The sequence below is a fragment of the Sphingomonas phyllosphaerae genome (assembly GCA_036946405.1).
In the GTDB taxonomy this organism is placed as follows: domain Bacteria; phylum Pseudomonadota; class Alphaproteobacteria; order Sphingomonadales; family Sphingomonadaceae; genus Sphingomonas; species Sphingomonas phyllosphaerae_D.
On record JAQIJC010000008.1, the window covers coordinates 1 to 12,730 of the forward strand.

A 12,730-nucleotide genomic window follows, 5' to 3' on the forward strand; every position below is an offset into this window, starting at 1 on the left:
TGGGGAACCAGCGCGCCAGCTCGGCGACCGACACCGCGTCGAGGCTCAGCGCATGGCCCGGAGTCGATCACATAGGGATAGGGAATTTCCTGCCGCCCCGGCACCGCGGCGACGGTAACGTCGTAATCCTCCACCAGCAGGGTCAGCTGTTCGGTGAGATATTCCGCGAACAGCGCGGGCTTCGTCACGGAGATGCGATACTCGCCCGGCGCGGTCAGCCGGCCGAAGGACCGCAACGGCGTAGGGCGTCCATCGCCGCCGGCAAAGCGCAGGCGGATCTCGGGATAGGCGAACGAGCCGTCCTTGCGCGCCTCAGCGGGCGGCACCGTGCCGTCGGCGATATAGGCGGAGATGGCGGCTTTCAGGCGATCGACCGACGCGGTGTAGAGGCGGTCGAGTTCGGCGACGATATCACTGGCGATCATCGCAGGGGGTTACATGCGCGATGTGACGCTGGCAAGACGGGCAGGGAGGTTCAGGAGCGCGACGTCGCCCGCGCCACGCCGTCACCCCGGGCTTGACCCGGGGGTCCAGGGCGGCGGGGCGGCAACGACGGTTGGCGCGCACGGCCCTGGATGCCGGGTCGAGCCCGGCATGACGAGGGGTGGGATCAGAGCTTGCCCAGCATGTGCTCGGCGGAGCTGACCTTGAACTCGCCGGGCGCCTCGACGTTGATCTGCGTCACGACGCCGTCGTCGACGACCATGGAATAGCGCTGGCTGCGCTTGCCCATGCCGAACTTCGTCCCGTCCATCGCGAGGCCCAGCGCCTCGGCGAAGTCGCCGTTGCCGTCCGCCAGCATCGTCACGCCGTCCGCGTTCGTTTGCTTCGACCAGGCGCCCAGCACGAACGGATCGTTGACCGAGGTGCAGGCGATCTCGTCGATCCCGTGCGCCTTCAGTTCCTCCGCCTTCTCCAGATAGCCGGGCAGGTGCTTCGCCGAGCAGGTCGGGGTGAAGGCGCCCGGCACCGCGAACAGCGCGACCTTGCGGCCCTTGAAATACTCCGCGGCGTCGACCGGCTCCATGCCGTCGGGGGTCAGCTTCGTGAGCTTGGCGGCAGGCACCGTGTCGCCGACGTTGATCGTCATGGGTCGTTTCTCCTGTGAAAGGTTCGCGCGGGTAGGTTGCAGCCCGCGAAGCCGATTTCAAGCTTTGGCAATCGCTGTTCTACCGCCTACATCCGCCGACGATGGACAGCGCGACCTTTCTGACCGGCCAGTTCCTGCTGGCGATGCCCGGCATCGGCGATCCGCGGTTCGATCATTCGGTCATCGCGATGTGCCACCATGACGACAGCGGCGCGCTGGGATCGGCATCGGCGCGGACCGTCAACGGACTGGGGCTGCACGACCTGCTGGAGCAGCTGGAGATCGCGCCCGGGGTCGCCCCCGACGCGCCGGTGCATTTCGGCGGGCCGGTCGAGACGCGCCGCGGCTTCGTGCTGCATACGGCGGACTGGGGCGGTCAGGACACGCTGGATGTCGCGGGGCGCTGGTCGCTGTCGGGTACGCTCGACGTGCTGCGCGCGATCGCGAACGGGACCGGGCCGTCGCAGTGGCTGGTGGCGCTGGGCTATGCCGGCTGGGGCCCGGGGCAACTGGACGGCGAGATGACGCGCCACGGCTGGCTCAACGTCGCCGACACGCCCGCGATGCTGTTCGACACCGCGGCCGAGGAGCGCTGGACGCGCGGCTTCGCCGCGGCCGGGGGTCGATCCGCGGCTGCTGTCGAGCGAGGGCGGGCGGCCTGACCGCGGATATAAAGATATCTTTATATTTGATCGGCAGGGGCGGAGCGGCTACAGCGCGCGGGATGCCGATACGGTGCACACGCGCGCCTTGGTCGGCCTCACTTGACGGAGATTACGCCGTGGCAACCGCCCCCGTGCTCGAGAAGAACGATTACGTCATCAAGGACATCGGCCTGGCCGATTTCGGCCGCGCCGAGATCGCGATCGCCGAGACCGAGATGCCCGGCCTGATGGCGCTGCGCGAGGAATTCGGCGCGTCCCAGCCGCTGAAGGGCGCGCGGATCACCGGCTCGCTCCACATGACGATCCAGACCGCGGTGCTGATCGAGACGCTGGTCGCGCTGGGCGCCGACGTGCGCTGGGCGACCTGCAACATCTATTCGACGCAGGACCATGCCGCCGCCGCCATCGCCGCCGCCGGGATCCCGGTGTTCGCGGTGAAGGGCGAGACGCTGGCGGAATATTGGGATTACGTCGGCGACATCTTCAACTGGGGTGCTGACGGCGACGGCCAGACCGCCAACATCATCCTGGACGACGGCGGCGGACGCCACCATGTTCGCGCTGTGGGGCGCGAAGCTGGAGGCGGGCGCGACCTTCGGCGAGCCGGAGAACGACGAGGAGGTCGAGTTCCAGCGCTCGGTCAAGGCGTTCGTCGCCAAGTATCCGGGATACCTGACGCAGACGGTCAAGAACCTGAAGGGCGTGTCGGAAGAGACGACCACCGGCGTCCACCGCCTGTACGAGATCGCGAAGAAGGGCGAGCTGCCGTTCCCGGCGATCAACGTCAACGACTCGGTCACGAAGTCGAAGTTCGACAACCTCTACGGCTGCAAGGAAATCGCTGGTCGACGCGATCCGTCGCGCCACCGATGTCATGCTGGCCGGCAAGGTGGCGTGCGTCGCGGGCTTCGGCGACGTCGGCAAGGGCTCGGCCCAGTCGCTGCGTAACGGCGGCGCGCGCGTGCTGGTGACCGAGATCGACCCGATCTGCGCGCTCCAGGCGGCGATGGAGGGCTTCGAGGTCGTGACGATGGACGAGGCGGTGAAGCGCGCGGACATCTTCTGCACCGCGACCGGCAACGCCGATGTCATCACCGCCGATCACATGAAGGCGATGAAGCCGATGTCGATCGTGTGCAACATCGGCCACTTCGACAGCGAGATCCAGATCGCGGCGCTGAGCAACTACGACTGGACCGAGGTGAAGCCGGGCACCGACCTGGTGAAGTTCCCCGACGGCAAGCAGATCATCATCCTCGCCAAGGGGCGTCTGGTGAACCTGGGCTGCGCGACCGGGCACCCGTCGTTCGTGATGTCCGCGTCGTTCACCAACCAGACGCTGGCGCAGATCGAGCTGTGGACCAAGTCCGAGAACTACAAGAACGAGGTCTACGTCCTGCCCAAGCACCTCGACGAGAAGGTCGCGGGCGCTGCACCTGGAGAAGCTGGGCGTCCAGCTGTCGAAGCTGACCCCGAAGCAGGCGGGCTATATCGGCGTGCCGGTCGAGGGGCCGTTCAAGCCGGATCACTATCGCTACTGATCGGTCGCGAGGTGACGTGAAGGGGCCGCGCTTTCCGGGAGGGGGAGCGCGGCCCTTTTGCTTGGGGGGCAGGTCGCCCGATGCGCTCCGTCACCCCGGGCTTGTCCCGGGGGTCCAGGGGAGCCCGGGGTTGCCGGTCCCTACAGGCGTCGTTCTGCTTGACCCTGTGCTCCTGCCTGCGCAGGAGCACGGCCGGTACGCGGCGCTGTGCATCCATTTTGCAGAGGTCCCGCGAAGGCCGGGGTCCAGTTGGCGTGGCTTTTCCATCTGTTACCACCGTCCCCAGCTGGGCCCCGGTCTTCGCCGGGGACAGAACGGGAGGTTCGCAAAGGCCCCGGCCCTCGCCGGGGAACGGGGGACGCGGCCTTCTGGACGTCCCGATCCCGCCGCGGGTGACGATCAGCGTCCCCGTTCGGCCAGCACCTCGCGGTACACCTGCAACACCGCGTCGTTGGCGCTGTCCCAGCGGAAGCCCTGCGCGTGGGCGTGCGCGGCGGCGCCCATCGCGGTGCGAAGGTCGGCGTCGGTCACCAGCCGCTCGATCGCGTCCGCATAGCCCGCGATATCGCCCGGCGGCACCAAAAAGCCGGTTGCGTCCATCGTCCAGCAGGTCGACCGCGCCCGTCGCGCGCGCCGCCGCGACCACCGGCACGCCTGCGGCCATCGCCTCGGACGTCACCTGCCCCCAGGTCTCGGTGACGCTGGGGTTTGAACAGCACGTCCATCGACGCGACCGCGCGACCCAGATCGTCGTTGCTCTGGAAGCCCCGCGAACGCCGCCTGCGGTTGCATGTTGCGCGAACCAGTCGCGTGCCGGCCCCTTGCCGATCACCAGCACGCGGTGTTTGACCCCGCGCGCGGTCAGCTGCGCGACGACGTCCGCGAACACGTCGAGCCCCTTCTCCAGGACCAGCCGCCCCAGGAAGCCGATCGCGACCTCATCGTCCGCGATCCCCAGCGAGCGCCGCCACTCCAGGCTGCGGCGGTCGGGGTGGAACCGGCGATGGTTCACCCCGCGACCCCATAGGGCAATCGGCGTCGTCACCCCGAAGTCGCGCACCACCTGCGCCATCGACGGGGGTGGGCACCAGCACGCGATCGGCGCGATTGTAGAACCGCCGCAGGATCGCGACGATCAGCGGCTGGACGACCGCCAGCCCGTAATATTGGAAATAGGTTTCGAACCGGGTGTGGACGGTGGCGACGACCGGCACGTCATGACGGCGCGCCCAGGTGACCGCGGCATGGCCGAGGAATTCGGGTGCGGAGACGTGAACCAGATCGGGCGCGAATGCCTCCAGATCGCGGCGCGGCGCGCGCGGCAGGCCGCGCCCCAGCCGATACTCGCCGCGCCCACCCGGCATCGGCACCGCGGGCACGTCGACGACGGTCCCGCGCGCCTCGAACGCGGGCGTCTTCGTCGTCGGGGAATAGACGCGCACCTCGACGCCGTGGTCGAGCAGATGGCCGACCAGCAGGTTCTGCGCCTGGTTCGCACCGTCGCGGACGTAATTGTAATTGCCGCTGAAGAAGGCGACCCGCGGCTTTCTGTTATCGTTCATTCGCCCGCGCTACCCGCGATATGGGGCAGAATCGCGACGGCGCGCGTCACATCGCCTCGATCTCGTCCTTTCGTCGCACGCGGCGGCATGCGCGGCTCGCGCTCCAGCATCGCTTCGCGCCGGATCGTCTGGCGCAGTTCGTCGCGCTTGTCGTGGATCGAGGCGATCACCGGCCCCATCGCGACGCCCAGGTCGACCAGCACCGCCTCGGAGAGCTGGAGCGAGCTTTCCAGCGTTTCCGGCACCGCATCGGTCACCCCCGCCTTGTAGAGTTCGGCGGCGTGGACGGTTGTCGCGCGCGCGCGCGCGATGATCGGCAGATCGGGGAAGGTGGCGCGCAGCTTCTTCGCCAGCCGGACGGTCAGCACCGGCTCGTCCATCGTCAGGATCAGCGCGCGCGCGCTGGCCAGGTCGAGGCGATCGATCAGCTCCGCGCGCGACACGTCGCCGAAGACGATCGGATAGCCGGCCGCCCGCGCACGCGTCACCGCGTCGATATCGGCCTCCACCGCGACATAGGGCTGGTCGTGGCGCGCGAGCATGTCCGCGACCAGCCGCCCGACCCGCCCGAAGCCGAAGACGACGGCGCGGGTTGCCGTCGGCATGTCGAGCGCATCGGGGGGCCGCGTCGTCTGCCGCTCGATCTTGCGCGAGATCGCGCTGCCCAGCTTGGCGAGCAGCGGGGTGATGGTCAGCCCGATCGCGGTCACCGTCTGCCAGAAGGCGGCGGTCGACGGCAGGATCAGCTGCGCCTGTGCTGCGGTGGCGAGCACGATCAGCGTCGTCTCCGACGGGCTGCCCATCAGCAGCCCGGTTTCCGCCGCCACGCCGGGCCGCACCTGCGACACACGCAGCAGCAGATAGGTGACGACCGCCTTGAGCGCGACGATCCCGACGACCGCGGTCAGCAGCCCGGGCCAGTTGGCGAGGATCTGCTTCAGGTCCAGGCTCATCCCCACGGTGATAGAGGAACACGCCGAGCGCCAGCCCCTTGAACGGGGCGGTCATCACCTCGACCTCGGTATGATACTCGGTCTCGGCGATCAGCAGCCCCGCGAGCAGCGCGCCGACGATCGGCGACAGGCCGGCCGCGGTGGTGGCGACGCTGGCGACGATCACCACCAGCAGCGAGGCGGCGAGGAACAGCTCCGGGCTCTTCGTCCGCGCGGCCTGTGCGAACAGCCGCGGCAGGACCAGCCGCCCGCCGATATACATAGCGACCACGGTCAGCCCCGCCGCGCAGCGCGGTCCCCGCCAGCCCGACCCATCCGGCATCGCTCGCGGTCGGCGCCATCGCGCCCAAAGCGAAGATGATCGGGACGAGCGCCAGATCCTCGAACAGCAGCATCGCGAACGCGCCGCGCCCGACGGGCCCCGTCGTCCCCACCAGCGGCAGCACCAGCGCGGTCGACGAGAGCGCGAGCGCCAGGCCCAGCCCCGCGGAGCCGCCCCAATCCTGCCCGATCCAGTGGAGCCCGATCGCGATCAGCAGGGCCGAGCCGAGCAGTTCGGCGGCCCCGGTACCGAAGACCAGCTTGCGCAGCGTCCACAATCGCCGGAACGACAGCTCCAGCCCGATCGAGAAGAGGAGCAGGACGATGCCGAACTCGGCGAACGGCGCGATCGATTCCGGGTCCGAGATGGTGAGATAATAGAGCCACGACGCGTCGGTTACGAGCGACCCCAGTCCCGCCGGGCCGACCAGCGCCCCCACCAGGATGAAGCCGATGACCGGGCTGATCCGGAAGCGGGCGAAGGCGGGGATCACCAGCCCCGCCGCGCCCAGGATCACGAGCGCGTCCGAGAAAACCTTCATTGTCCAGTCCGATCGCCATGCGACCGGACTGTAGAGACGGATGCGCCCGAGTCGACCCTTGGTGGCCTCTGCGTCACCCCGGACTGTGCAAGGACAGCTACTTCATACCGCCGCCAGCCACCCCGACAGCGCCTCGCGGGCGCGATCGGTGTACATCTTCTTGCGATCGGCCTTCTTCGTGCGCCCCGGGATCGGCGGGAACAGGCCGAAATTGACGTTCATTCGGCTGATACGTCTCCGCCTCCGCCGCGCCGGTGATATGCGTCAGCAGCGCGCCCAGCGCGGTTTCGACCGGCGGCGGCGGCAAGGGGCGCCCCTGCAACTTCCGCCGCGGCGAAACGTCCCGCGATCAATCCGATCGCGGCGCTTTCGATATAGCCCTCGCACCCGGTGATCTGCCCGGCGAAACGGACGTTCGGGCGCGATTTCAGCCGCAATGTCGGGTCCAGAAGCTCGGGCGAGCGCAGGAAGGTGTTGCGATGCAGCCCCCCCAGCCGCGCGAATTCCGCCCTTCTCCAGCCCCGGAATGGTGCGGAACAGCCGCACCTGTTCGGCATGTTTCAGCTTCGTCTGGAAGCCGACGATGTTCCACAGCGTGCCCTGTGCATTGTCCTGCCGCAGCTGGACCGCGGCATAGGGCCACCGCCCCGTGCTCGGCTGGTCGAGTCCGACGCCCTTCATCGGCCCGAAGCGCAGCGTCTCGACCCCGCGTTCCGCCATCACCTCGATCGGCATGCAGCCCTCGAAATAGGGGACGTTCTCCCACTCGCGATATTCGGTCTTCTCGCCCGCGATCAGCGCCGCGACGAAGGCGTGATATTGCTCCTTGTCGAGCGGGCAGTTGATATAGTCGGTGCCGTCACCCTTGTTCCAGCGGCTCTGGAACCAGGCCTTGTCCATGTCGATCGAAATCGCGGTGGACGATCGGCGCGATCGCATCGAAGAAGGCGAGCGCGTCCTTGCCCGTCTCTCCCGCGATGCTCTGCGAGAGCGTCGGCGCGGTCAGCGGGCCGGTGGCGACGATCGCGGGGCCGTCGGGCAGCGCATCGACGCGCTCGCGCACGACCGTGATGTTCGGATGCCCCTCTACCGCGGCGGTGACGCCCGCGGAAAAGCCGTCGCGGTCGACCGCCAGCGCGCTGCCCCGCGGGCACGCGGTGCGTATCCCCCTGGCGCAGGATCAGCGAGCCGAGCGCGCGCATCTCCTGATGCAGCAGCCCGACCGCGTTGCTGTCCGCATCGTCGGAGCGGAAGCTGTTGGAGCAGACCAGCTCGGCCAGGTCGCTGCTGTGGTGCGCGGGCGTCGTGTCGCCGCTGCCGCGCATTTCCGACAGGCGGACCTTGAGCCCCGCCTCGGCCAGCTGCCACGCGGCCTCCGACCCGGCGAGCCCGCCGCCGATCACGTGAATGTCATGGTGCATGGGCGCGCGCATAGCGGGTAGCGGTTGTCTTGTCAGGGGTGGCGCATCACCTTGGGCGCATGACGATCTACACCATCGGCTATGAAGCGACCACCATGGCGGAGTTCCTCGCCGCGCTGACGACGGCGGGGGTGCGGCGCGTGATCGACGTGCGCGCGCTGCCGCTGTCGCGACGGCCGGGGTTCTCGAAGTCGATGCTGGCGGCGTCGCTGCTGGAGGCGGGGATCGATTACGTCCACCTCAAGGCGCTGGGCACCCCCAAGCGCGGGGCGCGGATGCCGCGAAGAAGGGCGATGTCGCGACGCTGACCGCCGTCTATGACGAACAGCTGGAGCTTCCGGAAGCGCAGGTGCAGGCGGCGCAGATGCTGGCACTGGCGGACGAGATGCCGAGCGCGCTGCTGTGCTACGAGCGTGACCCGTGCCACTGCCACCGCACGCTGCTGTTGCAGGCGGTGGGGGAGGGGCGCGAGGTGGTGGATCTGTACGCGTGACGAGCCCCTTCGTGCTCCCGCGAACGCAGGAGCCCGGAGCGGCGCCGAGTAACGTCCGTCGGGTGAAACAACTCTGGGCTCCTGCCTTCGCAGGAGCACGGTGAGCTATCCTGCGACCGGCAGCTTCACCTGTCCGTCCGTACCGCGCATCAGCGGCGCATAGGCGATGACCGTCTCCAGCGACATCGTGCCGTAGAGGTGCGGGAACAGCTGACTGCCGCGCGACTCCTCCCATTTCACCGCATCGCCCTGCGCGGCGAGGTCGACCGCCACCACGTGCAGGTCGTCCTGCCCGGCGAAATGTCTGTCGACCGTCTCCGTCAGCTGCGCCGCGGTGGAGAGGTGGATATAGCCGTCCGCCACATCCACCGGCGCGCCGAGCGAACGCGCCGTCGCGCTCCAGCGCGGCCATCTGCTCCGCAGTCAGCACCTTGTAGGCGGTGAGCGGCCGGTCGCTCATTCGCCGTCCTCCGGACCGGCGGCGGTGTCCGTCGCCGATCGTGCCGTCGTCGGTGGGCTCGGCCGGGGCGTCGCGCGCCAGCTCCTGTGCGACCATCGCCTCGGCCGCATCCTCGGGCTCCGGCTCCTCGTCGATGCGCGCGGCGGAGACGACATGCTCGTCGTTCGCCACGTTGAACAGGCGCACGCCCGCCGACCCGCGCCCGATGACGCGCAGCGATGCCAGCGGCATCCGGATCATCTTCGCCTGATCCGTCACCAGCATCAGCTGCTCCGCCTTGCTGGCGGGGAAGCTGGCGACGACCAGGCCGTTGCGCGCGATATTGTCGATGTTGGTGATGCCCTGTCCACCGCGCCCGGTGCGGCGATATTCATAGGCCGACGACAGCTTGCCATAGCCGTTGGCGCAGACGGTGAGGATGAACTGCTCCGACGCGCGCAGCCGCTCGAAGTCGAGCTGATCCATCGTCAGCTCGCCCTCCGCGCTCCTTCCAGGGTGCGTTGCGCAGATACGCCTCGCGCAGCTCGCCGTCGGCATCGACGCGGTGCAGCACGGAGAGCGAGATGACCTCGTCCCCGCCCTTCAGCGTGATGCCGCGCACGCCGGTGGAATTGCGGCTCTGGAACTCGCGCACCTCGTCCCCGGCGAAGCGGATCGCCTTGCCCTGGCGCGTGGCGAGCAGGACGTCGTCGCCCTCGTCGAGCAGCGCGACGCCGATCAGCCGATCGTCGCATCCTCGCCCTCGAACTTCATCGCGATCTTGCCGTTCGACGGCACGTTGGTGAAGGCATCCATCGAGTTGCGCCGCACCGATCCCTTCGCGGTCGCGAACATCACGTGCAGCTTGCCCCATTCCGCCTCGTCCTCGGGCAGCGGCAGGACGGTGGAGATCGTCTCGCCCTGTTCCAGCGGCAGCAGGTTTATCATCGGACGGCCGCGCGTGGCGGGACCGCCCTCGGGCAGCTTCCACACCTTCATGCGGTAGACGCGGCCCAGCGTCGAGAAGAACAGCACCGGCGTGTGCGTCGAGGTGACGAACAGCTTGGTGATGACGTCCTCGTCCTTGGTCGCCATGCCCGCGCGGCCCTTGCCGCCGCGCGCCTGAGCGCGGAAGGCATCGAGCGGGGTGCGCTTGATATAGCCCTCCTTGGTCACGGTCACGACCATGTCCTCGCGCTCGATCAGGTCCTCGTCCTCGATCCCGTCGGCCGCCGCGGCGATCTCGGTGCGGCGCGGGGTCGCGAACTGCTCGCGCACGTCGCGGAATTCCTCCCGCATGACGGCATAGAGCTTCACGCGGTCGGACAGGATCGCGAGCAGCTCGGCGATCGACTCGGCCAGCCCCCTCAGCTCGTCGCCGATCTCGTCGCGGCCGAGCGCGGTCAGGCGGTGGAGCCGCAGGTCGAGGATCGCGCGGACCTGCACCTCCGACAGGCGATAGGTGTCGCCCCGCGACGTCGGTCTCCAGCGCCTCGACCAGCCGCAGATAGGGCGCGATCTCCGCGATCGGCCAGTCGCGCGACAGCAGCTTCGCGCGCGCCTCCGCCGGGCTCGACGAGCCGCGGATGATGCGGACGACCTCGTCCAGATTGGTGACCGCGATGACGAGGCCGAGCAGGATATGGGCGCGCTCGCGGGCCTTGTTCAGCTCGAACTTGGCGCGCCGCGTGATGACCTGCTCGCGGAACTGGACGAACGCGCCGATGATGTCGCGCAGGTTCAGCAGCTCCGGGCGCCCGCCGCGGATCGCCAGCATGTTGGCGGGGAACGAGCCCTGCGCGGGCGTATGCCGCCACAGCTGGTTCAGCACCACCTCCGGCGTCGCATCGCGCTTCAGGTCGATGACGATGCGCACGCCCTCGCGGTTCGATTCGTCGCGGATGTCGCTGACGCCCTCGACGCGCTTGTCCTTGGCGGCCTCGGCGATCTTCTCGACCAGCGCGTTCTTGCCCTGCTGGAAACGGGATTTCGGTCAGGACGATCGACTGGCGACCGTCGCTGCGCGCGGCCTTGGTCGCCTCGATCGTGTGGCGCGAACGGACGATGATCGATCCGCGCCCGGTTTCATAGGCGGAGCGCGCGCCCGCGCGGCCCAGGATGATCGCGCCGGTCGGGAAGTCCGGACCGGGGACGATCTGCATCAGCTCCTCGGTCGTGATCGCGCCGTTGTCGAGGTACGCCAGGCACGCGTCGACCACCTCGCCCAGATTGTGCGGCGGGATGTTGGTCGCCATGCCGACCGCGATGCCGCCCGCGCCGTTGACGAGCAGGTTGGGGAAGCGCGCGGGCAGCACCTGCGGCTCGCGCTCCGACCCGTCGTAATTGGGCTGGAAGTCGACCGTGTCCTTGTCGAGATCGTCGAGCAGATAGTTGGACGATTTCGCCAGCCGCGCCTCGGTATAGCGCATCGCGGCGGGCGGGTCGGGGTCCATCGAGCCGAAGTTGCCCTGGCCGTCGATCAGCGGCACGCGCATCGCCCAGTCCTGGGTCATGCGCGCCAGCGCCTCGTAGATCGAGCTGTCGCCGTGCGGGTGGTATTTAACCGATGACGTCGCCGACGATGCGCGCCGATTTGCGATAGGGCCGGTTGTAGAGGAACCCGCTCTCGCTCGCCGAATACAGGATGCGGCGGTGGACGGGCTTCAGCCCGTCGCGCACGTCGGGCAGGGCGCGCGCCACGATCACGCTCATCGCGTAATCGAGGTAGCTGGTCTTCATCTCCTCGACGATGGAGATGGGGGCGATATCGGAAGGGTCCGCCAGGACCGTGTCGTCGCTCAACGCTGGGCTTTCGTGAATGTGGGGTTACACACATGCACTAGCCCAGCGTCACGCATATTGCCAACCCAGCAGGCCGGCGATCGGGTCACTTCTTGCAGGCCGCCTTGGTGGCGTTGCCCGCCTTGCTGCAATCGTAGGTGACGGTCTTGCCGGTGCTGGTCTTCGCGGTGACCATGCGGCCGGTCGCGGCGGTGCGGGTGGTGGTGGCGGTCTTGCGCGTGGCGACCGCGGCGGTGGTCTTGCCGGTCGGCGTCGTCTTCCTCGTCACGGTCTGGTGCTGGACGACATGGGTGTTGGTCCTGGCGGGCGCGGTCTGGGCGACGGCGACGCCGCCGGAGACTAGCGCGGCGGAGGCGAGGATCGCGAAGGGCAGGGTACGGGTCATGGCATTCGCTCCTGTCGGTGCGGCATCCTTCGTCGATGCCGTCGAGCCTCCTGTGCGCCGGGGCGATTGTCAGGGGAATGGCGGGAAGATGACCGATCGGTCATGCGCGCTCCCGGATCGTCATTGCGAGCGTAGCGAAGCAATCCAGTGTCGCGCATGCTGCCCTGGATTGCTTCGCTGCGCTCGCAATGACGGGGTGCAGATTACGCCGGCACCTCGGCCCCGTCCCACGCGAAATGCTTGCCGCTGTCGGTGGGCTTCAGCCCGTCGATCACGTCGAGCAGCTGCACCGCCGCACGTCCCGGCTGGAACAGGTCGCGGCCCCTCTGCTGGAACGGCTGCGACAGCTTGGTATCCACCGTGCCGGGATGCAGCGCGACGACGATGCCGCGGTCGTTGCGCCGCTTGTCCTCGATCGCCAGCGTGCGGATCAGCTGGTTGAGCGCTGCCTTGGACGCGCGATAGCCGTACCAGCCGCCCAGCCGGTTGTCGCCGATGCTGCCGACCCGCGCCGAC

Annotated in this window: 3 protein-coding genes and 9 pseudogenes; 3 read left to right on the forward strand and 9 right to left on the reverse strand. The window is 68.6% G+C overall.

The features are described from left to right. Positions 1 to 425: pseudogene (locus PGN12_17685) on the reverse strand (AMP nucleosidase). 185 nt (positions 426 to 610) lie between these two features. Continuing rightward, on the reverse strand, positions 611 to 1,090 hold the full coding sequence (locus tag PGN12_17690; GenBank protein MEH3105701.1) for a peroxiredoxin: 480 nt from the start codon (positions 1,088 to 1,090) through the stop codon (positions 611 to 613). Positions 1,091 to 1,191: 101 nt separating this feature from the next. On the opposite strand from PGN12_17690, the pseudogene PGN12_17695 reads away from it, so the two are divergent. Beyond that, positions 1,192 to 1,735, forward strand: a pseudogene (locus PGN12_17695) (YqgE/AlgH family protein). Positions 1,736 to 1,871: 136 nt separating this feature from the next. After that, positions 1,872 to 3,296 (forward strand): annotated as a pseudogene (gene ahcY, locus PGN12_17700) (adenosylhomocysteinase). Between the two features lie 399 nt (positions 3,297 to 3,695). Here ahcY and PGN12_17705 read toward each other — a convergent pair. From PGN12_17705 to trmFO, 3 pseudogenes are all read right to left on the reverse strand, one after another. After that, positions 3,696 to 4,858: pseudogene (locus tag PGN12_17705) on the reverse strand (glycosyltransferase family 1 protein). Next, positions 4,855 to 6,674, reverse strand: a pseudogene (locus PGN12_17710) (cation:proton antiporter). The pseudogenes PGN12_17705 and PGN12_17710 overlap by 4 nt, the downstream one beginning before the upstream one ends. 102 nt (positions 6,675 to 6,776) lie before the next feature. After that, positions 6,777 to 8,095 (reverse strand): annotated as a pseudogene (trmFO, locus tag PGN12_17715) (methylenetetrahydrofolate--tRNA-(uracil(54)-C(5))-methyltransferase (FADH(2)-oxidizing) TrmFO). 59 nt (positions 8,096 to 8,154) lie between these two features. On the opposite strand from trmFO, the pseudogene PGN12_17720 reads away from it, so the two are divergent. Continuing rightward, a pseudogene (locus PGN12_17720) lies at positions 8,155 to 8,588 on the forward strand (DUF488 domain-containing protein). Between the two features lie 105 nt (positions 8,589 to 8,693). Here PGN12_17720 and PGN12_17725 read toward each other — a convergent pair. From PGN12_17725 to PGN12_17740, 4 genes and pseudogenes are all read right to left on the reverse strand, one after another. Continuing rightward, positions 8,694 to 9,048: pseudogene (locus PGN12_17725) on the reverse strand (DUF952 domain-containing protein). A gap of 117 nt (positions 9,049 to 9,165) precedes the next feature. After that, positions 9,166 to 11,829: pseudogene (gene gyrA / locus PGN12_17730) on the reverse strand (DNA gyrase subunit A). Positions 11,830 to 11,914: 85 nt separating this feature from the next. Next, positions 11,915 to 12,214, reverse strand: coding sequence for a hypothetical protein (locus PGN12_17735; GenBank protein MEH3105702.1), 300 nt, complete (start codon positions 12,212 to 12,214; stop codon positions 11,915 to 11,917). Between the two features lie 203 nt (positions 12,215 to 12,417). Then, positions 12,418 to 12,730: SDR family NAD(P)-dependent oxidoreductase (locus PGN12_17740; protein MEH3105703.1), on the reverse strand; the 313-nt coding region annotated here is incomplete at its 5' end.